The following is a 26,500-nucleotide window of genomic DNA, read 5'->3' as shown; positions in this document are numbered from 1 at the left end:
CACACAAGCACCTAAAAAAGAAGAAAACAAAAGCAGCACACAAGCACCTAAAAAAGAAGAAAACAAAAGCAACACACAAGCACCTAAAAAAGAAGTGAAATCAAGTGAATATAAAGAATCTAAATTACCGAAAACAGGTGACGACAATACAATTCCTATGAAAGCTGCGGGAGCATTGATTGTACTTACTGGATTAGTTGTGGCGTGGATGAAACGCAAAACAATCTTCTCTAAGTAATTAAAATGATCAGGAAAGGAGAATGTCCTTTCCTGATTTTTAAAAGGTAGGTATCGACATGAAAAGATTTTCCTTTTGTATCTTTATTTTAGCCCTTTTAGTCTTTGGCATTTACCTTATTGTTCAACCAGAAGAAGGGGGGAAATATAAAAAACTTGAGTCTGAAAGTAAAGAAGCACTAGCTTTAGCTGAATTGAACGATCCTAAAAAGGAGTCAGGTAATGCAAATAAGAAAGAAGTAGCCAAGTTAAAAGAAGGAACTGTAGGTATTATATCGATCCCTTCTTTAAAAATAAATCTAGCGATATTAGAGGGTTCTACAAAAGAAAACCTATATAAAGGTGCGACCACTTTGAAAGAAAATCAATATATGGGTGAGGGGAATTATTCTCTTGCTGGTCACCATATGAAAGATGAAACATTATTTTTCAGTCAGTTAGAAAACATAGAACAAGGTGATCTTATTTATTTAACTGATAATGAGTATATCTATACTTACAAAGCTGAAAGCAAAAAAACAGTCCACGAAACACAGACGAGTATATTGGATGATCACAATAAAAAAGAGATTACTCTAATCACATGTGACAGAGCCACTTCAACAGAGTATAGGACAGTCGTAACAGGTTCTTTTATTAATAAAATTCCGTATTCTAAACATGTTTGGGAATCAAAAACAAACTATAATAACTCTAAATAAATTGGCAAAAACAACAAATTTCGCTTGATAACTAATCACCTGATGCTATAATGGTATTCATGAATACCTACTATCTTTTTTTGTTGATAGCTGTCTATATGATTGGGAATTTGATAACGGATATAAAGACTTTGAAGACGAAAAATTTTTGGCATTTGTTGTTTTTGCTAGTCTATTTCATTATAGGGGGGATAGTTTTTAAAAATGTTTTATTGCTTTTTGTGTCTATGCTCTTGGGGTTTTTGATGGGGTGTATTATGTCAAAGTTACCTCATTCAACATTGGGAGCAGGAGACATAAAGATGCTCATAGTTGTTACTGTGTTTGAGCAATTAATAAAGATCAATAGTAATCCATTATTAGTTGTATCAATTGTGTTTTCTATCTATATAGTGGTTTCGTTTGTTCATATGAGTATCTATAAAACTGTTTGGATTTTAACTAAAGGAAAAGTAAAATTTCATTCTTACAGTATATCAAACAGGGAAGTTATCACTCCTGAAGCTGTACCAATTTTTTTAACAGTTATTTTGATAAACATATCAATTATTAATGTCGCATAGGAGGGGGAAGATGAAAAAGGGAACAAAAGTCTTCTTGGCAGCAACACCAATATTAATGAGCATGGGTATTGTTGTGTTGCCTACACATATGAGTGCAAAAGAGACTTGCACAATGACAATTAATTCTGAAAGAAATACAGATTTTGAGTCAGCAGTTTCGGCTGATGGGGCATGTAGCAATTTGGTTTATGGTTACTATGCAGATGATCAATTCGTCGTTAATGGTTTAGTTAATGATGTTGTGGGAAGTGACGGACAACAATTTACAGTATATACACCTAATGGTAAAGGAGAAACGACCTTAACCGTTAATACAATACTGAATTCAAAACCTAAACCTGATCCTGATCGAATTCCAAAACCAGAGAAAGAAGAAAATTCAAAGATTGAATCTGATGGTTCGCATTTGGATAAGGAACAAAAAGACGAAAAGAAAATTGGACAAAAGGCTCAACATCATTCGGATTCAAAAGGCGATTCATCAAAGGATCGGGAATCCCAAAGCTCAAAAGGTCAAAGGGGATTGGAAAATCAGAAAGTAAATAAAAATAATGAAGAATCGAAAAGAAATGAAAATAACTCTGAGAAAAAAGAAGTGAAACAAACAAGCAGTGATTCGGAGAAAGAAAAGCGTTCAAACAGTTTCTTTCACTATATTATAGGAGCTGCAATTGTGGCACTTGGACTAGTAGGAGGAGTCTTATGGTACAGAAAGAAGGCATAATATGCGAGTAGTGAAGGCTTTCGGTTTTATGTTACTAGTATTTTTAGCAGTGTTAACCTTGCATAACAATGAAGCTCATGCAGCAACCACGCCATATGATGTAGAAAGCAATGTTAAAAACCATTGGTCTGATACACTTGGCTTGAAAAACTTCCCTCAAACATCTGGGAAAAGACTAACTTATGATGTTTATTCTCAAAAGTTCACTTCTGGTGGTTATAAAATAGTTTCTAAGAATTTCGGTAAAGGCAGTAAGAAGTATGTGAATTTTCAAGGATGGGCAATTTTAGACGGATATAAACATCACACGAAGACAAATCATGAAACGTACATAGTAGCCAAGAAGGTTGTTGGGAAGAGTGGTATTGGAACAACTAAAATTTACGGTACAATACCTTATAAAAATTTAAGTGCTACGGAAGACCTTGAATACAACAATAAAGGTGCAGGATTATATAATCCTTGTCCTGATGGAGCAACAAATAAAAATAATGAAACTGACTGTAATATGAGGTATGAGAATGTTGGTTTTGATGCTTTCTTGCCTTTAGATGAACTGTTTTCGAACAAAGATGAATCTGCATCATGGACTTTATTCATTGTTAAAAGACTTGACGATCACATTGTTTACACGCCCTTAAATCTTCCATTTAACTTTTCGAATAAAAGTTATGGGAAAGGAGACATTTCATTATCCAGTGGTATTGAGGGTGGAACATTACAAATGAATAGTATCAACGTTCTTAAAAGGCATCATCCACGTCAATTAGCTAGTGACGGCATAACCGGTCAATATTTTACCCCATACAAGTTTTATAAAAATGTGGATTCTGATGAATCAGAGACTGCCGTATGGTATGGAGTTAAAACCCCAGAGGATGACAATAAAACACGATGGGCGAACACATCTTATTGGACTTTTGGAGGTAGACAGGCGTTACTCTCATATAGAGTAGACTCAAATTATACTCCACCACCTCAAATGGAGAAGTGTATAGAACCTGTAACTCCTGAGTTTCGATATAAGTACCAAATGGATTTTGAAGTTTCTGAATTAGACGGAAAAACAGTGGAGAAAAATAAAAATACTACTACCAAGGTTAAAGTTAAGAGACTCAGTTTTGCAGAAAATCGAGAGAAAGCTAAAAATGAAATTCAAAAAGATATTGATAATCGTGAAGCTAAAAAATCCAAGTTAACAGATGAATTAAAAAAGCTAGAAAGTGAAAAGGCACAATTAGAAAAAGACTTGGAAAAGGCTGATGGGACAGATGATTATGATAAGATCAACAAATTAATCAAGGATTTAGATAACAAGAAGCAACAGATCGCTAACAAACAATGTAATATCAATACTGTTCAAACTGAGATTTCTCATTATAAAAAAGAATTAGCAACTTTGAAAGCAATTGAAGATAATGATAGCAAGCTAACCACAAACGTAATTATCAGGTTTAATGGAAAGCAACAAGCATCTGCACAATCTGTAACTTTAAAAGAAAATCAAAGCATCACGTTAACTTTCAAATGGAAACTTACAGGTGATGGGGAAGTGTTAGCTGATATTAACCCTGAGAGGAAACAAATATCTGGTTTCACAGAAGATACTTACAAAAACAACACAAGAAAAACACCTATTTATATAGCTTCTCATTATTCTCCGTCTGTATGTGTGAAACCAAATGAAACCTCATATGCAGAGGGTGTAGTCAGAACGGTTAGCTCAGTTTCAGGTGACAAAGTTTATAAAGAGAAAGTATATACAACCCTCAGTATACCTGAAAAATACTTAACAAGACGGGCAGGATATGGATTTGAATATACCATCACGTCTAAATATGTTAATGAAGATGATGAATCGAATGGGGATGAATCAAGTCAAATAAGCAGTTTTATGCCGACGATGGTAAAGCATTTACCTTATAAGAATGAAACATGGAAAAGTTCTTCAAACAACTTGGGGATCTCAGGATATAAAGTCTCCCTTGAGAAAAAATCAAGCACAGGTGAAAAGCACAATATCACTTCTGACTGGAACGTACCTAAATATTATGTTGAAGAGTTTAGCGGTAAGGTATTCACGAATACCGATGATATCAATAGAAACCCTGATGACAAGCTCCTTGATGGAGGTCGGAAATGGTATCTTGATTTTGATCAACCTGATGGAACTTACACATTCACTTCTCTTTCACAAGATGCAGGTGTAAATAAACTAAACACATGCATAACAGGAAATATTAAAATTGACGGCTCAATTATCGGTGATCCTAATGGGAATGATGATTACATTAAAAGAACTATAACGCCAGAAAATCCTTTTCCCGGCGGCGTAGGATGGAATTGGAAAGGTAAGACATCGCAAATACAATCTCTAAGTGATTGGTATGATAACTGGTATGCAGACCCAAGTAAGATTCCTACCAATTCATATGACAAAACATTTTATTTAACACCAAGTTTAATTGAAAAGATCAGAGATTATGACAGTAAAAATAAAATCGGCATAGGGAAGTCAATTTTTGATTCTATTAATATTCCGAATTCAAAGTAGGTGAATAGATGTCTAAGATGGTTATTGGTGGATTCCTTTTGTTCGTATTGCTATTTTTTGTTGTTTGGATTACATCATTCGAATATATAACAATCGGAGATAATGACAACGAAACAAGTTCTCAGAGTTCAGCAAGAAACGCAATGACTAAATCAATAAACTGGGGAAATGCAAGAGTGAACGAGGAAATAACCATAAATGAGAAGGTAGCAGAAGAAGCTGTGTTACGTGAATATGCAAATTCAACTAGCTTTAAAGAAGGAAATCGGATGTTAAATATTTATCAAGTATCCGGTAAACCACCATTATTAGCTGTTGAATCATACTCGACCATAGAGACACCTTTTGTTGACATGGCAAATAAATATACAAAGAAAAACAAAACGAATAAAACAATTACAAGAAGTCGAGAAGTAATTATTTATGAAGCAAAAGGTATTGAAAAAAATGATTAGGAGGACAATATGAAAAAGAGTATTTGGAAAAAAAGAATCGTTGCTATCGGAACAGCTGTAGTATTGGTTGTATTCATCGTAGCTTTTGTGAAAATTAGCGTAAGTGCTGAGGTAAATGAGACTGCTGTATATGTTACTAAATCCGATATTCCACCTAGAACAGAAATCACGCAAGACATGCTAGAGAAAATAACAGTGCCAAGTCAGGGGATACCTGCTGACGCAATCAAGTCCGAAAAAGACATCGTAGGAAAATGGACTGTAGCAGGTTATGGAATACCAAGTCATAGCTTCTTATATAAAGATAAAGTTGTTAGCAAAAGTGATATGCCGGATTCAGGTATTTTAGAATTGCAGAAGAATGAAGTTGCTTTCCCATTATTAGTTGATTTAGAGACAAGCCTTGGTAACAGTATTATTCCAGATTCGAAAGTTGATCTGTATTTTAAATCTTCAATAAAAGACGATGATAGTAATTCTAAGGCTCTTTACGGAAAATTAGCATCCCAAGTTAGGGTTGTGGCTGTTAAGGATGCTGATGCTTCAAACGTGTTTGATCCTGAAGGTTATAAACAGGGAGAAGAACAGACATCATCAGTTACAAAGAAAAATCAAAAATCATTAGCGAAAATTTATATATTTGCACTTCCGAAAGATTTAAATGATTTGGTGAATAAAGCGAAGCTCATTGGTGATATTGTCCCGATAGCAACAGGTCACTCTTATGATGCAGAGACAAAAACAACAAGTGACCAAAATGCTGTGGTTGACTATATCAATGATTCAACTTATACAAACGATCAAAAGAATAAGAAATGAAAGGACGTAAATAAATATGGCTGAAATAATTAGTTTTTACTCTGTTGCACATTCTCAAGGGAAAAGGACTGTTTCCCTATCCTTGGCTAACTTGTTGGCTGCTAATGGGTTTAAAATTCTTTACTTTGAATTAGATTTCAAAAAACCTGCTGTTGCTATCTCCACTCAAATAACAGATGAACATAAAAACGCACTTAACTATTTTAATAGTACGTTATCAAAAAATTCTTTTGATGTTTCTCCTTATGTCTTAAATAAAGAACATCTTATGAAAACTGATGATAGGGAAATGAAGAAAGTTTATTCTCCGTTGAGAGGCCATATAGAATACTTGGTATTCCCTATAGGTTTTAAAGAAAATAGTTTCCCAACATTAATCAGTGAAAATGATACTGCTGAAAAAGAAGCTCGTGAATATATCGAAAAGATGGTTTATTCCCTTAAAACAACAAAATATGACTATGTTATTTTGAATTTACCTATAGAGCTTCATTCAATTTTTGGTTATGAGGTCATCTTTAATAGTGAAAAAGTTGTAAATGTTGTAACACCAAGTTCAACAAGACTTTTTGAAAACAAGGCTGCTAAAACATTTTTGATATCAAACATCCCTGACTTGGAAGGGAAATGGAATACCGTAATCAATATGACCAGTGAGAGTATAGATGAATCAGAATATACACTTTTGGTGAATGACAGAACCCCAATCATTGTGCCCTTTAATCCTGAAAGGCAGAAGGAAGAGTTTTCTTTGCAAGTTGGATCTGATCGAATTGAGGAAAGGTTAGAACAATTAGCTCTTAATATGGGATTGTCGGTTGCTCCCTCAGTTCCGAAAAAAGGTTTTTTTAGGAGGTAATGAAATTGAAGAACATAATTCATTACAGTGGACTCGTGACAAAAGAACGGAACGTTATAAATTTAGAGAGACACCTTTATCAAAAACAAACTGAAAATCAAGCAAAGCCTAAAATAAAATTCGCAAATAACTTTCAAAGAATAACAGAACACATTAAAGATTACCTTAAACAAGACCAATACAAAAGCATTTTAAGAAACTCATTTGGAGATAAAAGTAAACACAAAAGATTGAGAGAGATCATATACAGTCATATTTCAAGTAAAGACTTTTTAGAAGAGTATAAAGCTTATATAGCTGATTATTCCCCTGATGAAGTTGCTGATTATTTGGTTGAAAAGATTGCGGGTTTAGATGTCTTACAACCTTTGGTAGACATTCCTACTGTTACAGATATTAACTGCATGGATTGGGATAACATTTGGGTAGATGACATTTTCAAAGGCGAATACAAGACTGATATTTCTTTTGAAAGTGAAACAGAATATTTAGAACTATGTAATAGATTTGCTTACGCATCCAGTAAGCCATACTCATATTCAAAACCATCAGTAGATGCTGTTTTCCCTAACCTGCGAGTGAATTTTGTGGGGCAAGATTTATCACCAAAAGTGAGTTTGTCAATAAGAATTATCTCGAAAAAAGTTAGATTGAATGAAGAACTAATGCTTGAAACCGGTTATGCAAATAAAACAATGATCAGTTTATTAAGAGCTACATTTGCTAGAGAAAGCCATCTAATCAGTGGGGCAACAGGAACCGGAAAAACAGAACTGCTGCGATACTTTACAAAATACACGGAAAATAACGGCATCATCATTATGATCGAAGATACACCTGAAACATACTTAGATGAATTATATCCTGAAAAGCCTATAAGAATGTGGAAGAATCGTGAAGCTACTGATGATGACAAAAAAGAGTTTGGATACTCCTTTCATATTAGGAACGCAATGAGACAAAAACCAAAATACATCATGATTCAAGAATCTAGGGGGAAAGAATCATTGCAAATTCTTAAAGCTGCTGAATCAGGTCATGTTGTAAGCACAACCCTTCATTCTGAAAATGCCATTGATTCTATTGATCGTTTTATAGATTTATGCGAAGAAGCACAACAACATGACCCTGCATACTACGGAAAAAGAATAACCAAGAAATTCGGTATTGGCATTCATGTTGATCGTTTTGGTGAAAAGAATGTAAGGAAAATCAGTCAAATTGTAGAGTATATAGGATATGAAAAAAACAAGACGATAACTAATGTGTTGTTTGAATATGATCCTATAACAGAGAAACACATCCAGAAATCAAAAATGTCACAGAAACTTTGGAATAGACTTCAACAAGTGCATGGTCTATTACCAGAACTTAAAGAGTTAGCTCCGATTGAAAATAATGAAATGCAATTAGCTTGAAAGGGGGGACAAATATGTTCTATATCATCTTGCTAATCGGGTTAACCATAATAGCTACCTTGGCATACTTTTCTGTGATGAAATTCATTGAATTATTGTCAAATAAGAAAAGGGTAAGACTTTCAAGCTTTTTAAAAGAAAATGATGACCAAAAGTCCATGCTTGTTTTGAAATGGTTAGATAATTTGGGAATACGGAAATATGTTAGCCCCCAACACCTTATGTTTGAAGCTGAAAAACATGGCGTTTCAATATCTAAACGTTCCTACTTTTCAACTTTCTTCATAGGTACTGTAATAGGGATTGTTATCATGATTGTGTATTTTCAACCTGTAATATTTTTAATGCCTATCGCATTAATTGGAGGAATCATTGCGACTAATATACGGCTGCACAATATAAAAAAGAAATATAATCAGGAGTTGGATTCGAAATTAGGCATTTACATGTCTTCCCTTTCAACAGCTATGGGAACATTCACAAACTTAAAAGATGCACTGCAATCTGTATTACCAACATTAGAGTTTCCTGTAAGAAATGACGTTGAAGAAGCCATCATGATTTTACAAGACGGAAAAAATGTGAAAGAAGCTTTCTCTAAAATGAATAAAAAGTATCCACAGAAATATGTAAGGCTATTTCACGATCAATTAGATGTCATTGTTAAATCAGGAAGTGATGATGTGAAAACTCTACGGTCAGTAGCATTAAAAATGAAAAAGAAAGAAACATACAGAAGAAAATTACAAACTGCACACCGGCAAAACTTCAAAGTGTGGAGAGCGTTTGTCTTCTTATCATTATCAGCACCATTCTTGTTCATTTTTGTTTCAATGGATAATTATAAATTGGTTATGAACCATATAGCATCAAGTATAGTGTTTGCTCTAACATTCATTTTAATTTTTGTTACCTATCGTCAGTTAGAAAAACTAGAAGTTTACGATCCTACTGCTGACGATTCAATAAATATTTAACTGTGAAAGGAGGGGGAAAGTGAATACAATACTTCAAGTAGGACAACTATTAATATTAGTATCCATCATTATATTAGCCTATAAAGTAGTTACACTTATTATTGAAACTCGCACTTCCAAAAAGTTCATTTTAAAAGGCTACTTGCAACAAGAAGAACAGAAAAAGGACATAACAAAAGAAAATATCTCATTTCTTGAACGCATGACTTCTTTTGAAAAATACAAAAGATACCTTGAATTAGAATTGATGGAAGCCAGAATGGAGACAAGGGTAAACCGTTTTATCATTAGACGGGTGATTTTAACCATCTTTGTGACTGGCTTTACATTTATATTTTATTTTGCAACAGGTTCTAAATTGTTTTTATATTTGGCAATACCACTAGGGATATTGACTTACAGTGTTCCTAAGAAGGCAATTCAAAAGAACAAAAAACATTTTGATCAACAAATGAGAGTAGAATTACCTGATTATTTGTCTGCTTTTGCGGTCTTATTGCAGAGTTATACGCCTTTTGAAGCAACAAAAAAATCAATTGATTATGCGGGTAATTTATTAAAGCCATATGTAGAAGAATTAATTACTCAAATTGAGTTATATCCTGCAAGTCCCAAACCTTATCAGGATTTTGCAGATGCGTTGGATATCAGAGAAGCAAAAGAATTTATGGCAGCTTTAAACCAACTCATGAATGTTGATGCTAAATCTGCTGACAGAATTATTGAGGATCAAATCAAAACAATGGATGAATTACAAGAGGAAGCGTACAACGAACAAATTGAAAATAGACCAGAGGAAGTAGAAAAATTCATTACACCAATGTTGTTTCCTTTAGTGGCGATTATTATGACCTTTTTATTCGTCATGATAGGCGACGCATTTTCACAAATCTAAAAAAAATTTCATTTGGAGGATTTAATCATGAAAAACCTTTTAGTAACTAAAATCGGAACTAAATTTGAAGCAGGGAAAAGTAAACTTGTCTCAAAAACAAAAAGCTTTATCAAAGATGAAACTTCGGCTAGAGGTTCATCAGAAGAAGGTTATCTTACTTATGCAGGTATTGTTCTTGGTATTATCGCTTTAGGTATTGCTGTTGGATTTATGTCAGGTGGGTTCGAAACCATCGGTAATTTCTTTCAAGATGGTGTAACAGGTAAAGACACAAACCCTACTGGTTGGGGGAAGTAATTTCTCCGAAAATCAATATTAAGAGTAAGGGGTTTAACCCTTACTCTTAAATTTTATATATTTTTTGAAAAGGAGGGTTAGAATAATTATGAGAGGTGCAGTTGGTATGGCATTCTTTTTTCTTATGTCAATGGCTATAATTGTATTTGTCCCAGACTTAATCGTTTACGGCACATTATCATATAAGGCTAACACAGTCGTTGCGAAAACGACAAAAGAAGCCGAAATGCAGGGAGGGATTACTCCAACAGTTGAGAAGAGATATAAGGAATTGATGAAGGAATACGGTTTAGACGATAAAGGAATGACTGTTTCATACAATAAAAAGGGTGAAGTTCAATATAATGAACCTGTTCAAGTGCAAATAAAAGGGCAATATACTTTTAAGTCATTCAATTTATTAGGAACTGGTGTAGGACAATTTAAACTCCCCATTAAATCGTCCGATTCAGGGGTTAGTGAAGTGTGGTATCGTTAGGTCAAAAGACTCTCTCAAAAAAACACTCCATATGTTACACTGATATATCGCTATATCGGACGTTTTCAGGAAGGGAGAATTCTTCATGATATAGAACTTAATATTTACCATTAGTCGTTAGGAGAAGCCTTTTATGACCTTTCCATCAAAATCTTTTAAGGTTTTCCCGTTATACCGTATACTTTATGAAGCGTGTATTGATGTTGTAGGGAAAGAAAAAAACACTTTATTAAAAGTTTTGCTGCGCAAGTTCATTGGAATAAAAGAAGCAGATTCTTTAAATTGTTATGATTTCAATGAGCTTATTGCAGCAATGATTGATAACTTAGAAAAAGAAATAGAAAAATCAAGTTATGAAGAAGTTAAAATGAATACTCATACGAATGAACGAATGATTAATATTCGAAAACATTATCACAAACAACCTCGGACGAGTGCTCTTACACATATTTCATTTAGAGTTTCAAAAGAGACAATTTCAAAAATTAAATTATTAAAGACAACCACTTTAGGTGAAGTGATTGAACTGGCTATTGCAAACTACATAGTCTCTTGTGAGAAACAAGTTTATGATTTGATCTATCTAACCTTTATTAACTCTGAACAATGAAAAAGAGAAGATTTCTTAGTCTTCTCTGCACATTCAGTTACTTTTTTTATCAATAAAAAGTGTTTTTTTAACATAATGATGGAAGGTCAAAATAGTTTTTTGACGCTCTTTGCCAACGCAGAGAGTGTTTTTTTGTTTAAATGGAATTTAAATATTAACAACCAAAACAAAAAATAATAGTTACTATTTTTATCCCGTGCGAGTTTACTTTTTTATTGAATGATGGTATAATTATGGATAACTAATAAATTAGAGGGAATTGGAATCTAAATAAACTTGAATCATCTATTGGTTCAGGCTTAATCTTTACCAAATTGGCTAATAGGCTTGTAGTCAGTATTGTGATTTGTTGAAAAGTGTCAGCACTTTCATTGATTGATGCCTATAATCACATTCTCTACAGTCGATAAGTAGAGAGGGGGGATAACCAGTGCTACTTGTTTATTTTTTGAATTCCTTTTATTTGATCTTAGTATGTGTATTCCTTGTATGCCTTGTAATTAAATTAGTTAAAAAAGAAGAATCTCAAAAATTAAATAGATTTACCAATGGAGTTTTAATAGCGTTATTGGGGGTTACAGCAACCTTATACATGACCGTTTTGTAGATATTTTCAGAAGAGAGCCAACAAAAAAGAAATAAAAATGATTGCTGAATTAATACCTTGTGATATTAGAAGAAAGAAGGGGAAATTGAATGTCTGATCCACTTTCAATAGATCAAGTGGCGAAATTTGATGAGTTCATCAACGAATTAAAAAAGCTTTTCGACAAACATAATCTACCTTTGGATACTGAGACAATAAATCTTGATCTCTTAAATGAACTTATATCTCTTTCGTGTTCAGAACAGTTCGAAAGCTTTTTATATGAAGAGTACAATTCTAAAAAGTCTCTTAAAACAGCCATTAGTAATTATTATAATGAGCAGTACGGGTACTTTAATCGTTATCTGCGTAAAATGAGTTCTTATTTTGAGTTCAAACCTCATGTCGATAAATTTGTTTACGGAAAAGGAAGGCTGTATGGAAATAAGTTTAAAGTTTTCACAACATACTGTTCTGATGCACCAAGTAAAAAACTATCTGTACTCAGTAAGTTAACGAATGACGCTATGCAATTTATAATCATATTTTTAGAAGGACACTTAAATAAAACTCTTACTATTGAGGAACTTTCTATAGTTCTACCTAAGTGTTTCAAATGTTTCTGCACCCTTCACGATGAAAACGATGAATTGGCGGTTATAAGAGAAAAACCATTATTAATGCCTTTGCCTGACACTATATACAGATGGGAATCACCGTTAGAGTCAATTAGAAGTCGTTACATTAGTCATCAAAGCGTTATATTGGAATCCGAAAAAATATTAAGCGAGATGGAAAGAATCTTTGATTCATATTTATAACGCTACCCATGCTGCAAGGTACGAGTCGTATTTTTTTGTCCTCTGGAACGCTACGCTCAAAAAAATCTCCACTCTTTTCACCTTGCAGCATGTGTTTTGGCAGGTGAAGGCATATCGCCAAGCCGGACGTACCCAAAACGGGGGTTTCGACCATCCGGCTTGCTCAAGCCATTATACCTGCCAAATCGCTCCCTGCTGCCGTCCTAAGACGTTTCTTTTATTCCCGAATAGGAAGACACCAGACCGTGGGGTTTCGCCCCCACACGCCGAGCCAAACACAAACACCCCAAAACGGGGAATGCAAGTTCCAAAAAGACAAGAGGTGAACGTCCTTGAGTAAATCGAGAAGACGAGAAAAAGTATTTCTGCAAACAGTTGGAGAAATTGATTTTTATTATACCAAATACAACAACAGAAGTTTCCAAGTGACAGCTACCAATAAATTGAGTGGTAAAGAAACGACCATTTCATTTGAGGAAAGTATTGAAGAAGTTACAAAAGTGGTTCATAATTTTTCAACTAAGGGATTTAGTTTAGGGGGCATAACATTGAAGGTGAAATAAATAAGACCGAAGGTGCTACAACACCAACGGTCTTATAGTAGACCGACTCAAAGGAGTTGACTCTTAAAGGAAGTTATTATAACCTTACCCTTTTGCCGACTAAGCTCAAAGGGGGGTTATTTCTTACGGTTGAATGACAATACCGAAATTATCAAAGATGCAAAAGCTATCATAATCATTATGCTTTCGTATACTGTCATAATCTCACCTCCTTTCCTTAAAGGAAATGGAGTGAGTCGCCCCCCTTGAGCTCCGATCTACATATTAATTATATCATAAACCAAAACACTTTTGTTACTTTTTTTATCTTTTTTCTGTTTTTAATTTAATGTTTATTTATTCGCAAAATGTGTTATAATTTAAGAGAAGATGAATAAGTTAATAATGACTGTACGTGCTACAACACGACAGTCTGAAATAAGATCAACCTCAAAGGGTTGACTCTTAAAGGAAGAATAGACTCTCTATGCCGACTAAGCTCAAGAGAGTCTATTTTTTGTGATTTTTGTTACTTTTTTTATCTTAATAACGATAAAACATTTACATTAAGATATAAAGATGATATAATATTTATATCACGAGAGGTCTTAAAGGAGTTTTGTAAATGTTGGTCAAAAAAAGAACAGCTAAGAAAAGTAACAGAGGGATTTACCTTCAAGATTTGCAATTAAAGGAGACTAGCTTTAAATCAGGAACTCATTTCAAATATATTATTGATTCGAAACATAAGTACATAAAGATTGTACCTACAACAGAAAAAGGAAACACCGTTTCTAAAAGAGTAACTAAGAATACAATTAATCCAGTCATTGATATCCGAAATAAAAAAGCATTATCTATATTTGATAATGCAGATCAATTAGAAGTTGAAATCTATGAAGATCAAATTTTAGTCAGAGGTCTAGTTGAAGAGAAGCAAAATATTATTACAAAAGTAAAAAACATCTTGCTTTTCAAAAACAAAAAGACTGGCACTGCAAACAAAAAAGTCAAAAAGAAAATTGAGGTTCAATTTTCTAAGCATCAACTAAGAAATGCTGTCGGACAAGACTTTAAACAGCTTACTATATTTGATGTTATCAAAGAATCTAAGATAGTATCAGCAGATTCATATTTTAATACCCAAAGCTTCAAACATGCTCTTAAAAATTTAAATATCCCCCTGCAAGTCATCAGCCTGTTTAGTGGTGCAGGAATTATGGATCAGGGATTTGTCGAAGCAGGATTTGAAATAAAGTTTGCTCTTGAAAAAGATAAAGATGCAGTAAAAACGTATGCTTACAATATTGGGAAGCATATTATGCAAGCTGATATTGATAAATATGATTTTACCAAATTTGCTCTAATAGGTGCTCCTATTATGATTGGAGGCCCGCCATGTCAGGGCTTATCTTCGGCAAACCGAAAAACAAACTTTTTAGAAAATCCCAATAACAGATACATTAAACTGTATATAGAAGCAATTAAAGCTAACCCCCATTGTAAAGTGTTTGTTCTTGAAAATGTGGAAGAGATTTTGACCGCAGGAAATGGGCGTTTTAAAAATGAAATTTTAAGCGAGCTGTCTGACTTTGAAATTACAACGGGTGTCATCAATTCTGCTGACATGGGTTCTGCTCAGTCAAGGAAAAGAGCAATCTTTATCGGCTCTAAAATCGGCAGGATTGAGATTCCAAAACCAATTCGACACCCTGGTACATATAAAACTGTTCGGCAAGCATTTGAAGGACTGCATGATGATCTTCCGAATCAAATGGATGTTACAAAGCCAAGACCGGAAACACTTGAAAAAATGAAGTATATCCCACAGGGAGGTAACTGGACGTTCATCCCTGATTCTTTGAAAAGCGAAAAAATGAAAACAGGGAAAACCCACAGTTCCATCTTTAAGCGACTAGAATATGACAAGCCATCTATTACGATCACTAACGTAAGAAAAAGTAATATCCTCCACCCGATTAAAAATAGAGTGTTAAGTGTAAGAGAGTGTGCAAGGCTTTTCGGGCTTAAAGATAATTTTATCTTTAAAGGTCGTTTAAGCTCAATGCAACAACAAATTGCAAATGCTGTGCCTGTTGAATTAGCAAAGTCTGTTGCATTAGCAATTAAAGCATTCATTAAAAAAGTGAACAAGAAGCACGATCCATTAAGTCCAGTTTTGATTTAAACTGGATTTTTTGTGCTTTTCGCATAGAACAGCAGCAGTAAGCTATCTGATTACCTAATATGTTTATCTAACCAGTTGCCTATTGCCTTCTTTATGTTTTGTGTACTCTCCTGAACTTCCTCATGTATCATTGAGAAGAGAGAAAACCAAGATAATTCTTGTTCATACGGATTGTTCTTGTTAATAAACTTCAATACCTGTTTTAACTCTTTCATTCTCTTGGCATCAATTTCATTACTGAGATAGTGCTTTACAAAAGCATTTATAATGTTTGTATTCTTTACGCTTGCGTTTAAAAGTAAAGCCGTTGCCATTGTCGGTGTAACATCAAGGGCATCAGACAAAGATTTTATGTTCTCGAAAGTTTGTTGTGAAAATCGAGTAGTAATCCGTTCGTTGTGAACAGAATAATTTTTCCTTTGAAGTGATTCCCTTTGAGAATCTCCCATATAAAAGGTGTTTCTGTATTGAAGATTCCTTCTAAAATACTTGGATAGTTGATCAATAACTTTTTTTGACTTCAAACCCTTTTCACAAAGTATCTCCACAACATCTTTTACCGGCGTATTAGTTATATAAGATAGCCGGTATATACATTGTTTAAGATCATACGAGATTGTCGGTTTAACATCACGTTTTTTATCTGAGCGTGTCTTTCTTTTTTTCTTCATCATTACTTCTTCTCTTTCCATGTTACCCCTCATTTCCCTTGTTTAGTTCTAGGACACTGTCCTTGTGTCCTAGCTTTATTTCAATATATGGGGGAGAGCTATTGATTATGTATACAGCTCTTTTTTTCTGTCCATAATATTTTTAAAAACATTAGGGAGAGGTACTCACATGAAATTGACGAATGAAAAAGCTTTTGCTTTAGCCAAAAAAGGAATTAAACACAGTCAAAAATATTGCATCCAGTTAAAAAAGAAAAAAAGCAAATAAAAAAGAGAACATATGTTATGTTCTCTTTTATGCATGAACAGGGGCAGTCGATATAGGAACTTTAATATGATCTCTAGCCACACAAACACCATTATGGATAATATAGCATTCAACATAATGCTCACCCTTATAACGAGAGTGTTCTATTTTTTTATTTCCACCTTTGACAATCTGACCTCTAAGCTGTCCTTTTTTCTTTGCTTCTTCTCCACGGTTTTTCACTTTCCAATATACCTTAAAGTCCAACTCTTTTTCTTCCACTTCATTCTTCTTAATGAAAAAATGAAGACTTTTATTAATCATCAAAGGTTTCTTATTTTTTATCAATGCTCTTAATAACATTGTTCTGAAACCATCTTGACTTACTTCACTGTCAATTTTCAAACTGTACTTTATATCCACTGGAAAGAGGTCTTCAATAAATTGTTCGGTTGGAGAATAAGACATAGCATATCGAATATCTTCTGCTTTTTGAATAGTTTCTGGAACAGGAAAGCTTCTTCCGAAAAGTTCCTTGAGAACATCGTATAAATCTTCGCATTCAGAGGTGAAATCTTTCAACTTATTATAGGCTGTTTTTGCTTTTTTAATGAAGCGTTTATCTTTATTATATACAGGTTGTCTGCTTCCTAAAGCCCGCCAATACGTTTGATCTTCATTTAAATCTTTTAGATATCCAAACAAATCAATAAAAAGGTTTAAGTAATCATCAAAAGTAGCAGATAAGTATTTTGTGTTTTTTCGGAAAAACTTGTGAACTAAACTGTCAATAAGTAAGCCACCCATCTTAAAGCCAATGTTATTCTTCCAAGCACGTACCATCTGGCACACATACTTAAAGTGGGAATCGGTTTCGCTAATCATGTATTCACTTTCACCGATCTCTACCAACGGATCAGTTCTTCTCCATTTCCCCCCTTGATTTGAATCAGGGTAAGTATAGCTACCATCATTTGAATTCAAAAAAGCAGGGCATATTTCAATTTCAAAATTAGTGAAGGTTACAACAACAACCTGACCATCGCCCCTTACAATTGTTTTCGGATACCTTTTCTTAATTTCTTCCTTTACTTCTTGTAGTAAAGCACTTTGACCATTGCTTTCATAACTGTTAAATCGGTCAAACACAGGTTGGGGAAGTACAAATAGCATGTCTAAATCACTTACTGTTTTAATTGCCGTATGCCTTCCTATAGAACCAACCATTTCCGCATGATCAGTTTCACTGCTAGACTCATAATATTTTTTGTTTAAACGCTTCGTAATTGATTTGAACTTTGTTTCCATGTCTTCTGTATTGTCTAGCTGTAAGTTTTCTGCGAAACTTTCAAATGATTGACTTAACATGTAGAACCTCCTTTTATAAATACCAAGTACCAAGCCCATGCTACTAAAGCCATAACAACAATAAACCACAGAAACGACTTAGGGATTTTGTCTTTCCAATACTTGAATTTTTTTTGTTCATCAATCCATTCAATTTGATGCTGCCAGAAAAATTTATAATGCGCCCACCAATCACTACCGAATATTTGATTACTTTTACTTATCGCATAATATTTATTAGTTATCTCACGCATTCTTTTTACTTCTTCTGTGAAAATTTCCTGATCTGAATTTTTCACTTTATAATACATTCTTTTTAATTCGTTAAATAACTCAGTCAATTCAGTACCTATCTTGCTATATTCATCTTTTTCAGCATTATAAGAACTCATTGTGAGAGTGATAATACTCACCATAATTAACAATGTTGAAATTGTTGTGCTGTAGTTATAGTCAGGGTATGCGAGTTGACCGACACCGATCAACAAACCAACTAACGATACAATGCCCGGAAGTTTTGAAACTGTATCATAAGTCGCAAAGTGTTTCTTAGCTCCAAAGCCAATGTTATAACCATGTTCAGCAAGTTCTTTAAGAAGACTATCTTTATCAAGTTCTTCTAATTCCTCTAATTCTTCCGTGCTTTCTTTTTCCTTATCCTCCATAATAAACCTCCCCAATAATTAAAATCCAATACTACAATTATACAGCAATTAAGGCTTTTTCTCTTACTTAATCACTCCATTCTTCCTACTTTAAAGCAAGGACACTGTTAACCTGTCCTAACTTTATATCGGCACTTTTGTTATTTTATTTATCTTTTTATTGTTTCTTACTTTACTGAAAGTGTGATATAATGATATTAGAGATACAGATTGGGAAAGGACATATATAAGGGAGGTGATTCAATTGAATAAAAGGCAAAAGAAGAAGAAAGAGAAAAAATATTTGCCTGTTAGAGTTGATGAATTTAATCTCACAACCATGACACATAAGGAAAGAGAAAAAGCATATAGAGACTTTATGAAATTTAGAGAACGTTATGCATTTTGTAAAACTTATAAGGAATTAAAAGAAAAGTTAAACGAATGTAATATCCTGTCTTATCATTTTTCTGTTGGAGAAAAATTTTCAAACAACATGAAGAGCTTTTATGATATGACCAAAACCACAAGAGAACAGAACTTCCACACCCAAAAGATAATTGATTTCGGCGGATTAACACAAGATATCAATATTATAAAGGAGGATTTTATTGAGCATGTTAGATAAAATCGCAGAGTTAATTAATGGAGACGGAGAATTAAAAAACGTAAAAATCCACCATTCTCTCTATGCAAAGTTAGAAGCAGCAGCAGCATCTGAAAATATTGATACTGATTATTACATAAACCATCTTTTAAACGAAACAATAATCAGGGCAGAAAATGAACAGATACAAGAAGAAAAGAAAATCGAGAGCCATAAAAACGCAAAGCCTAAATATAAAAAATTAGACACATATTTGGACGCAACTTTAAACAGGAACGTTTTAATCGGTATCACCAACGAATTAGCCGGAAAGGAAACAGGGCAAGATAACTATACACTCACTGATTACTTCATTGATTATCCATGTTGTGATTTGTGGTTGAATTTAACTCGTCACGGGGAACAAAGACCAATTCGGTTTAGCAACATAAAAAACATCGAATTTATAGAGCTACCTAATAACCGTTTGAAAGTTTGGATTTACATGAATGATAAGACTTGGCGATTCGAAATTAACTTTGATCCCACAATTGAAATAAGCACAAATACACTGACCGATAAAATCAAGATTTAATTAAAGAAGGGAGGGGAGCATCATGGGATTTTTGAAAATGAAGTTTTATTTAGAAATTCTAAATATTAGCTTTACTGTAGCACATGTATTCTATGTTGTTCCCCTTGATGTCTATCTAGGGGGAAGTATTTCTCTTTTTGATTATTTTTTAGCATTGTTAAATGCTTATTTGATCGTAAATCATAACGAGGTATATCAAACGATAATAGAAAAATGGTTTGAAAAATAACGAAAGAAAGAGAGGTTATTGTGAGCAAAGGAACAATAACAATTTTGTTTTGTTTTTTTCTTTTATTTCTCCTTTTTCTTTCGTTGTATTCTTTTGTTTCAAACCCACTCTCCAAAAGGGAGGAAAATAATGCACACAGGATTACGAATTAAAGTCACTGTGAAAGAGGATTTTCTTCAAATGATTAATAAGATTAACAATGAAGAATCATATTTTACCGATTATATAGATCAATTTTCGTTTTTGACTAATTTCGCAAAATTAAAGAGATCAGCTCTAATACCGTCGGGAGTATCAGCTTATATGCCGACAGGTTGGGAAATTGGCGAGTATCCGAACGAACAAGCTACAGATGGTTTTGAACGCCAATTTAATATGGATACAGGCTTTTGGTCTTTTCAGTGTTGTTTGAAAAATTACGACAATATAATTGAACATTTTTTAACGGATGTTTTAGCTAATATTATTGAGTCATCAGAGCATATTGAAACTAAACATGAGGAAGATGATGAAAGTGAATTGTTTGAATATGTAAATGGCGAAATCGTTAGAGCTGCTATTAAATGATATTATTATTCGGACACAAGGGAAGAATAATAAAAAAAGAAACAAAAAAGAGGACTTGCATTAATCGTCCTCTTTTTCATATTCCTTTTTTATCTTGTATATCGTCACCCTCGAAACACCGGTTCTCTTATGTATATCCATGACAGATTCATTTTTATCAAGCATATCTATTATGGTATCATACGCCAATCTATCTTTTGGATTCTTTGCATTAGGGCTATATTTTGTTTCCCTTCCTTTATATTTACCCTTTTTTTTTGCTAATGTAATGCCCTCAGATTGTGCTTTTTTTATTCTGTTTCTTTCTTCTTCAACCATCCAACTCATCACAGAAAGAAATATGTCTGAGACTAACCTGCCTATTCCTTCGACTTCTTTATACTGAGCTGTATTCAATACAGGCAAATTTAATACCACAATATCTATATCATCGTTCACGAGACTTTTCCATTCCTCCATAATCTCTTTTTTATTTCTGCCAAAACGACTTAAATCGTGAACAACTAATACATCCCCAAATCGCAATTTTTTCCGCATCTTCTGATAAACGGGGCGATCAAAGTTTTTACCACTAATCTTTTCTTCAAAAATATATTCGCATCCGTAATTGGTTAGTTCTTCAATCTGACGATCTAAATTTTGTGATTCGGAACTAACCCTAGCATATCCGATTTTCATTGCACATCAACCTTTTTCTAACGATCAATTATAAATTCCAAATCCGGCAACTTATCTACAAGCTCAATTAAATTAAAACTTGGAAGGTGGTATTCATTTAAGATGTTTTCAATTGTACAAAATGTTGAAAGAGCATAAGCTAACTCAAAGGATGTATTTAAATCAACTGAGTCTTTTCTAAATAAATTAACATGCAACGGGAGGTTGTGACAGCAATCACTTAATTCACTAATAATTCTTGTCAACAATTCGTTTTGAGGTGCATTGTATTTTTTTTGCTCTAATTCCCATGACAGCCTTCTAATTATAATGAATGACAAATGTATTAGCTCAATAGAAAGATCAATAATTTGTTCTTTTTTCACCGAATCATTTTTCGAAATATACGAGTAATCCAAATCATCAAAATAATTTCTTATTTCCAACTCCAACTCTTTATCTTTATAATTTTCATATTTGTCTTCATTTTCTTTTTCTTTGTTATAATCAAAAGGAAGAGGGTTTACATTTTTTATTTTTTTTGGTTTTTTCAAGAAAAACATAAGCATTCACCTCTATATTTATTATACAACCCTAAATGTACATTATAAAGTCTTAGAAAATCAGAATATCCAAAAGTACATTTTATCTCTACCCTAAATGTACAAAAAAGTTGGATTTTTTCTTTATGCCTTTTTGAATCCTTTGAAAATTTTAACTCTTCTGCATCCGAAAGTGAATACAAAAAGCAGCACTGTTAATTCTAATGGTATGAAGAAAAACGAAAGTGTACTAAACAGATAAAAACACATATAATATTGAAGTAAAACCATCAACAAGGTTAAACAACCTATTCTTACAGAATTACTTATATATCTTGTTATTTGTGATAGTGTACCATATGAATATCCAACCAGATAACTGTACATTAACTGACCATCTTCAAAAGAAATTTTCTTCCCGAAAACTTGTTCGATTGTATGATATAAACTATATTGAGTCATTACTGTTTTCATCTGTGTAGCAGAAATAAAGTCCAACAACAGATAAGTAATTGTACCAACAAATAAAGGATACAATATATAACGTTGTAACAACATTTTTTTCAAATTAACCTTCAAGGGATAAACTCCTTTCGGCGTATAGATAATATCTCGATTATATCATATATCAGTTAATTTTTGTATATTATATTACTCGTGTTTTGTTGTTTTTTTTATCTATTTGATATATAATAATTCTATATTGAAACTAGGGTGATTATAATGAATTCCATAAAAAAAATATATGAGCGTTATCCAAAAATTGAAGAAAAACATAAAAATCCAAACGATCCTCAATTAATATTAACTAACCAAGAAGCTGTTTTTTATCAGTTAGCTGAGTTCTTTAAGAAACCGGACGAGGTTCAATTCAGTTTAAACATGATTTACAACTATTTAAAAAATGACGAGCTATTATTTGCAATTCAAGTCATGATTGAATTTTTCCAAAAAGACACAAATCTCACTCAAGACATTGAACAATCTTTTTATGATACGCAGCTATCAAGAGAGAATATATTAGGACAAAAATCATTCGCTGAATTAGTTCAGAAAAGTATGCCCGGCGTTAAGTTTAAGCCATCAATGGTGCATGTTTATTGGAAAAGGAAAACAGGACGTATACCAAACGCTGACCTGATTATTGATGGAACACCTTACTGGAAAGAAACAACTGTGGAAAGCTTTATCGAAAAAGAAAAAATCTATAGAGCAGATAAAGACAAGAAAAGATTGGAGAGAAATGATTGAGGACTTGTAAATATTGTGGTCAAGAATTAAGGTTTGTTGGGGAGTATAAAGAGATTCTTTATTTCGATTGCTCGTTTTGCGACATAATATTCCCTTTATCAGAGACGAGTATTGACAGGCGAAGAAAAATGAGTGTGCCTGAATTTTATGATGAAAGCTACTACGTGCCAACTAAAGACCTTTTAAAACGTGATACAATTTCTTTGTATCACGTTTTAAAAGATGTAAAAAAAGCATGGTACGAAGTAAAAAAAGCCTTAGAAAATTTAAGAATTTATCAGCAGCAAGAATCTTCTTTGACTAAACCGTCTAATAATGATAATGACTTAATCAAAAATCTCAAACAAGAATTCATTGACCTTTCAAAAAGGAGATTCTCAATTGAGAATATAATTTTAGAAAGAACAGGTTTTCTACCCGAAAAAATAACAGAAGAGTTTCTTGCTGATATTGTTGATCAAGGAAAAAAAGCTTCAAAAAAGCCTATGTTTGTATATATAAAATAAAAAAACGATTTTGTTTTTGTTTATTGTTATTTTATTTATCTAAATATTGTAGATGCTTTTACCCGAACGTGGTATAATAATACATATAAAGATTTTATTTTTAATTATAGGTATTCATGAATACCTATGAAGAAAGGTTGGTTTAGTCTTGTGCAAAATAACGACAAGTTATGACAATTCACCTCATGAATTAATAGATATTAAGCTTTATCGAATTAACAGCCTCCCACCATATGTCTTGACAGTTTACTTCTCTCAGCCACAAGCCTCGTCAGAAACAGCGGAGGCACTGAAAATTTGGAATATCATAGAAAGCGTTCTGGATTCCAACGATATAGATTTACCTTCTGTTCTAATTTTGTACTACCGTAACAACGTGAATACATCACATGAAATCCATAAGTGGAATTTCGATGTCTATTTGGGTAAGTATATTGGCGATACCATTGACATTATTTCCATAACTGATGTTTCAGTTGAAGTGCAAAATATTCATAAAAAAATGCTAGAACAAGTAAACAAAAAACTGATAGGATGTGGAACAAATGATTAGACACAGACACCAAGAAATGCAATGCGGGAGAGATATCTAATGACAATTGGAAGTAAACTGTATTCCATCGGCTTTGAACATTATTTCAGAAACGTTTTTTTGAAAATCCATTTAGGAGAATTCGAAACAACAGATACAGGAGCGATAAACATAGCTAATTCTGCAAAAGTCGTTTTATTGTTTGAAAACTGTATTGAGATTCATTTTAATGATGGTTTAATTAAAACACTTTACAATTCTGACTCTAACAATTTCAAATTTAGAATAAACACCAAAAATCCCCTACCATCTTCTGTAGATATTGAAGTGCTAAATGATTATGAATGTTCGGTGCAAGTTTCAGACATTTCGTATCAAGAACAAAATAAGGATTTGAAAGACGTTTCATGGAATATTGAAGAAGCTTTCAATGAAATGAAAAAAATTTTCGGTGAAAATGGAGAAAGGTATTGCTATATGTTTTCCTCAATGAATTTCTATGCCATTCCTTTATATTAATGATGATAATACACACAAATAAAAGCTGCTACTCTCTTAATAAAGTAGCAGCTTTTATTAATTTAGTTACTTTATTTATCTTATATATGTTTACTTTTTTATACTAATGTGGTACTATTAACTTATAATAGATCACCGGTTAAGGAGTGGGATTATAATGGGTTTTATTTCTGGTCTTATTAACACTGCATCAAATATCAAGAAAGATAAGGTTGAAAATGAACTAAAAGATGTATTAGTGCCTGACGAAGAGTTGGAAGCTTGTTTCATTGTCGTAAGAGATTTAATCATTTTCACTAACAAGAGGTTAATTGTTGTTGACAAACAAGGTTTGACAGGGAAAAAGGTTGAATATATGTCTATTCCCTACAAAAGCATTTCTCGTTTCAGTGTAGAAACTTTAGGAAGGATTGATATTGATTCTGAGCTAAAAATCTGGATATCGGGATCTGAACTTCCTGTGCTATGCAAGAAATTCACGAAAGATGAAAGTATTTTAGATATACAAAGAATACTCGCAAATGCATGTTTGTGATCCGGTACAAATAATGGAAGGAAGGTAGACATGATGGATAGAAGAGAAGAATTAAAGAAGGAGTTAGAGGGACTAAATAATGAAGAATTATTCATTATTAAGTCTTGTTCTGTAAAGAGGGAGAAAATATATGCAGAACTAAGGGAGCTTGACAGGAGAGAACAAAGGAAAGCTAAAGATTATCATTCTCCTGAGTGGATACGAAGATCAGAAACTAACAAGAAAAATCTAGTCATGTACAATGTCGTGCACCGACTTCTCAAAGAAAATCCACAAGGCCTTAAAAGTGGAGAAATTAAGAAATTTCTTCAAGATAACTATGATTTCAAACCAAGTAACATGACCCAGTTTATGAACAATTTAAGATTGAGATATCCAGACATAACCAAACCTTTTAAGGCGTTTTACAAATTCGAAGGATAAGGAGGTATCCTTTATGATCATTATGTTAGGATTAGCCGTCATTGCCGAAGGGGTAATGGTGTTTATCATGCTTCGTTCTTTGTTTGAAGATTTAGGTCCTATTGAAAAAAAGCAATGCGCTGATTCGAAAGCTGATGTGAATTTAGATATCAATCAAGAAAATTCGAAACCGATCTATGTTGATCTTAATAAAAAACATCAAGAATCTAATTCGAAACCAGACAGAACAAAAAGTAATAAACGTACCAAAGAGTATAGAACTAAGAACACTTACAACAAAATTCATTCTGTTTCAAATTCAAACACCTTACTTTTATCTGATCAATCTCACTCTAATTATCATCGTTCAGATGAATCATGTCATAGTAATAGTCCTCACCAGGATTCAAGCAGTAGCAACCATAGTAGTTCACCTTCTCATTCCTATGATGCGGGATGTAGTAGCAGTTCAAATCACTCACACTCTTATGATTCAGGTAGTAACAGTAGCTTTGATAGTAGCTCAGATAGCAGTTCCTTTTGATTTAAAACAATTCAAACCCTTTAAATAAAATTCTGCGAGTTGCCCAAAGGGTCTGCTGACAAGCACATCTAGGAACTGAAAAACGTTCCTAGTGTCATTGTCGCATCTCGCCCGTCTCTAAAAGCAAAAGACGACCAACAGACTGTAAATTAAAAAGGCATCTGTAATCAGATGCCTTTTTAATAACATTCTGTAATGTTCCATTTTGCTTTCTTAACGAGCCGCCGACCACGAAAAACCCAAAACAGACAATATAGGAATGCTACCCACGCCACAAGGTGCGGGTAGTATTTTTTTGTCCTACGGAACGCTGCGCTCAAAAAAATCTCCACCCTTTTCCCCTTGTGGCATGGGTTTTGGCAGGTGAGGGCATGTCGCCAAGCCGGACGTACCCAAAACGGG

At 33.2% G+C, this 26,500-nt stretch carries 33 protein-coding genes; 27 read left to right on the top strand and 6 right to left on the bottom strand.

The window, feature by feature from the left end; all coding sequences use genetic code 11:
* The 16 genes from CH302_RS29845 to CH302_RS29785 all read left to right on the top strand — a co-directional run.
* A partial coding sequence (locus CH302_RS29845; RefSeq protein ID WP_141216775.1) for an LPXTG cell wall anchor domain-containing protein occupies positions 1-238 on the top strand: 238 nt, incomplete at its 5' end.
* A gap of 58 nt (positions 239-296) precedes the next feature.
* A complete protein-coding gene (locus CH302_RS29500; RefSeq protein WP_094650330.1) occupies positions 297-938 on the top strand; it encodes a class A sortase in 642 nt (213 codons plus the stop codon).
* 59 nt (positions 939-997) lie between these two features.
* Entirely contained in the window at positions 998-1,501 is a 504-nt protein-coding gene (locus CH302_RS29840) for a hypothetical protein (RefSeq protein ID WP_141216774.1), read from the top strand.
* Positions 1,502-1,511: 10 nt separating this feature from the next.
* A complete protein-coding gene (locus tag CH302_RS29835; RefSeq protein ID WP_141216773.1) occupies positions 1,512-2,225 on the top strand; it encodes a hypothetical protein in 714 nt (237 codons plus the stop codon).
* A 10-nt stretch (positions 2,226-2,235) separates the two neighbouring features.
* On the top strand, positions 2,236-4,779 hold the full coding sequence (locus CH302_RS29830) for an ABC transporter C-terminal domain-containing protein (protein WP_141216772.1): 2,544 nt from the start codon (positions 2,236-2,238) through the stop codon (positions 4,777-4,779).
* 8 nt (positions 4,780-4,787) lie between these two features.
* Positions 4,788-5,234, top strand: a complete 447-nt coding sequence (locus CH302_RS29825; protein WP_141216771.1) for a DUF5411 family protein — start codon at positions 4,788-4,790, stop codon at positions 5,232-5,234.
* 9 nt (positions 5,235-5,243) lie between these two features.
* Positions 5,244-6,053 (top strand): Flp pilus assembly protein CpaB, encoded by an 810-nt coding sequence (gene cpaB, locus CH302_RS29820; RefSeq protein ID WP_141216770.1) that lies wholly within the window; start codon positions 5,244-5,246, stop codon positions 6,051-6,053.
* Positions 6,054-6,069: 16 nt separating this feature from the next.
* Positions 6,070-6,912 (top strand): hypothetical protein, encoded by an 843-nt coding sequence (locus CH302_RS29815; protein WP_141216769.1) that lies wholly within the window; start codon positions 6,070-6,072, stop codon positions 6,910-6,912.
* Positions 6,913-6,947: 35 nt separating this feature from the next.
* Entirely contained in the window at positions 6,948-8,330 is a 1,383-nt protein-coding gene (locus CH302_RS29495) for an ATPase, T2SS/T4P/T4SS family (RefSeq protein ID WP_176460814.1), read from the top strand.
* A gap of 77 nt (positions 8,331-8,407) precedes the next feature.
* Positions 8,408-9,307 (top strand): type II secretion system F family protein, encoded by a 900-nt coding sequence (locus CH302_RS29810; protein WP_141216768.1) that lies wholly within the window; start codon positions 8,408-8,410, stop codon positions 9,305-9,307.
* A 19-nt stretch (positions 9,308-9,326) separates the two neighbouring features.
* Complete coding sequence (locus CH302_RS29805; RefSeq protein WP_141216767.1) at positions 9,327-10,202, top strand: hypothetical protein; 876 nt, start codon at positions 9,327-9,329, stop codon at positions 10,200-10,202.
* A 27-nt stretch (positions 10,203-10,229) separates the two neighbouring features.
* Positions 10,230-10,499, top strand: a complete 270-nt coding sequence (locus CH302_RS29800; protein ID WP_141216766.1) for a hypothetical protein — start codon at positions 10,230-10,232, stop codon at positions 10,497-10,499.
* 88 nt (positions 10,500-10,587) lie between these two features.
* A complete protein-coding gene (locus CH302_RS29490) occupies positions 10,588-10,977 on the top strand; it encodes a DUF4320 family protein (protein ID WP_094650326.1) in 390 nt (129 codons plus the stop codon).
* A gap of 133 nt (positions 10,978-11,110) precedes the next feature.
* Positions 11,111-11,587: a hypothetical protein gene (locus CH302_RS29795; protein ID WP_141216765.1), complete on the top strand. Its 477-nt coding sequence runs from the start codon at positions 11,111-11,113 to the stop codon at positions 11,585-11,587.
* Between the two features lie 696 nt (positions 11,588-12,283).
* Positions 12,284-12,994 (top strand): hypothetical protein, encoded by a 711-nt coding sequence (locus tag CH302_RS29790; RefSeq protein WP_141216764.1) that lies wholly within the window; start codon positions 12,284-12,286, stop codon positions 12,992-12,994.
* Positions 12,995-13,326: 332 nt separating this feature from the next.
* Positions 13,327-13,557, top strand: coding sequence for a hypothetical protein (locus CH302_RS29785; RefSeq protein WP_141216763.1), 231 nt, complete (start codon positions 13,327-13,329; stop codon positions 13,555-13,557).
* A 116-nt stretch (positions 13,558-13,673) separates the two neighbouring features.
* Here CH302_RS29785 and CH302_RS30945 read toward each other — a convergent pair whose 3' ends face one another.
* Entirely contained in the window at positions 13,674-13,757 is an 84-nt protein-coding gene (locus CH302_RS30945) for a putative holin-like toxin (protein ID WP_369679440.1), read from the bottom strand.
* A gap of 404 nt (positions 13,758-14,161) precedes the next feature.
* Between CH302_RS30945 and CH302_RS29485 the strand changes: the two genes are divergently transcribed.
* Positions 14,162-15,724, top strand: coding sequence for a DNA cytosine methyltransferase (locus tag CH302_RS29485; RefSeq protein ID WP_217903140.1), 1,563 nt, complete (start codon positions 14,162-14,164; stop codon positions 15,722-15,724).
* 50 nt (positions 15,725-15,774) lie between these two features.
* Here the strand turns inward: CH302_RS29485 and CH302_RS29480 are convergent, their stop codons facing one another.
* From CH302_RS29480 to CH302_RS29470, 3 genes are all read right to left on the bottom strand, one after another.
* Positions 15,775-16,416 (bottom strand): hypothetical protein, encoded by a 642-nt coding sequence (locus CH302_RS29480; RefSeq protein ID WP_094650334.1) that lies wholly within the window; start codon positions 16,414-16,416, stop codon positions 15,775-15,777.
* Between the two features lie 274 nt (positions 16,417-16,690).
* Complete coding sequence (locus CH302_RS29475) at positions 16,691-18,010, bottom strand: nucleotide-binding domain-containing protein (RefSeq protein ID WP_094650324.1); 1,320 nt, start codon at positions 18,008-18,010, stop codon at positions 16,691-16,693.
* A complete protein-coding gene (locus CH302_RS29470; RefSeq protein ID WP_094650322.1) occupies positions 18,004-18,654 on the bottom strand; it encodes an SLATT domain-containing protein in 651 nt (216 codons plus the stop codon). The genes CH302_RS29475 and CH302_RS29470 overlap by 7 nt, the downstream gene beginning before the upstream one ends.
* A gap of 235 nt (positions 18,655-18,889) precedes the next feature.
* Here CH302_RS29470 and CH302_RS29780 point away from each other — a divergent pair, with 235 nt between their 5' ends.
* The 3 genes from CH302_RS29780 (at position 18,890) to CH302_RS29465 (ending at position 20,610) form a co-directional block, all read left to right on the top strand.
* Positions 18,890-19,261 (top strand): hypothetical protein, encoded by a 372-nt coding sequence (locus CH302_RS29780; RefSeq protein WP_141216762.1) that lies wholly within the window; start codon positions 18,890-18,892, stop codon positions 19,259-19,261.
* Positions 19,251-19,814 carry a hypothetical protein gene (locus CH302_RS29775; protein WP_141216761.1) on the top strand — a complete coding sequence of 188 codons (564 nt, stop codon included), beginning with the start codon at positions 19,251-19,253 and terminating at the stop codon, positions 19,812-19,814. Before CH302_RS29780 ends, CH302_RS29775 begins: the two co-directional genes overlap by 11 nt.
* A gap of 358 nt (positions 19,815-20,172) precedes the next feature.
* Complete coding sequence (locus CH302_RS29465; RefSeq protein WP_094650320.1) at positions 20,173-20,610, top strand: hypothetical protein; 438 nt, start codon at positions 20,173-20,175, stop codon at positions 20,608-20,610.
* A gap of 60 nt (positions 20,611-20,670) precedes the next feature.
* Here CH302_RS29465 and CH302_RS29460 read toward each other — a convergent pair whose 3' ends face one another.
* Complete coding sequence (locus tag CH302_RS29460) at positions 20,671-21,288, bottom strand: recombinase family protein (protein WP_094650318.1); 618 nt, start codon at positions 21,286-21,288, stop codon at positions 20,671-20,673.
* A 17-nt stretch (positions 21,289-21,305) separates the two neighbouring features.
* Positions 21,306-21,830, bottom strand: a complete 525-nt coding sequence (locus tag CH302_RS29770) for a hypothetical protein (protein ID WP_141216760.1) — start codon at positions 21,828-21,830, stop codon at positions 21,306-21,308.
* Positions 21,831-22,532: 702 nt separating this feature from the next.
* Here CH302_RS29770 and CH302_RS29765 point away from each other — a divergent pair.
* The 7 genes from CH302_RS29765 (at position 22,533) to CH302_RS29745 (ending at position 26,098) form a co-directional block, all read left to right on the top strand.
* Positions 22,533-23,060: a hypothetical protein gene (locus CH302_RS29765; protein WP_141216759.1), complete on the top strand. Its 528-nt coding sequence runs from the start codon at positions 22,533-22,535 to the stop codon at positions 23,058-23,060.
* Positions 23,061-23,188: 128 nt separating this feature from the next.
* Positions 23,189-23,566 (top strand): hypothetical protein, encoded by a 378-nt coding sequence (locus CH302_RS29760; RefSeq protein ID WP_141216758.1) that lies wholly within the window; start codon positions 23,189-23,191, stop codon positions 23,564-23,566.
* Positions 23,567-23,942: 376 nt separating this feature from the next.
* Positions 23,943-24,119 (top strand): hypothetical protein, encoded by a 177-nt coding sequence (locus tag CH302_RS30410; protein WP_176460813.1) that lies wholly within the window; start codon positions 23,943-23,945, stop codon positions 24,117-24,119.
* Positions 24,120-24,158: 39 nt separating this feature from the next.
* On the top strand, positions 24,159-24,617 hold the full coding sequence (locus tag CH302_RS29755; RefSeq protein WP_141216757.1) for a hypothetical protein: 459 nt from the start codon (positions 24,159-24,161) through the stop codon (positions 24,615-24,617).
* 157 nt (positions 24,618-24,774) lie between these two features.
* Positions 24,775-25,152 carry a PH domain-containing protein gene (locus CH302_RS29455; protein ID WP_094650316.1) on the top strand — a complete coding sequence of 126 codons (378 nt, stop codon included), beginning with the start codon at positions 24,775-24,777 and terminating at the stop codon, positions 25,150-25,152.
* Between the two features lie 30 nt (positions 25,153-25,182).
* On the top strand, positions 25,183-25,575 hold the full coding sequence (locus CH302_RS29750; RefSeq protein WP_141216756.1) for a Rok-like winged helix domain-containing protein: 393 nt from the start codon (positions 25,183-25,185) through the stop codon (positions 25,573-25,575).
* A gap of 13 nt (positions 25,576-25,588) precedes the next feature.
* On the top strand, positions 25,589-26,098 hold the full coding sequence (locus CH302_RS29745) for a hypothetical protein (RefSeq protein WP_141216755.1): 510 nt from the start codon (positions 25,589-25,591) through the stop codon (positions 26,096-26,098).
* Positions 26,099-26,500 lie beyond the last annotated feature (402 nt).

This window comes from Rhodococcus sp. 15-2388-1-1a, from assembly GCF_002259145.1.
Lineage (GTDB): Bacteria > Actinomycetota > Actinomycetes > Mycobacteriales > Mycobacteriaceae > Rhodococcoides.
Note: the sequence above shows the minus strand (reverse complement) of the source record. Positions and strands in the feature narration are given on the sequence as shown.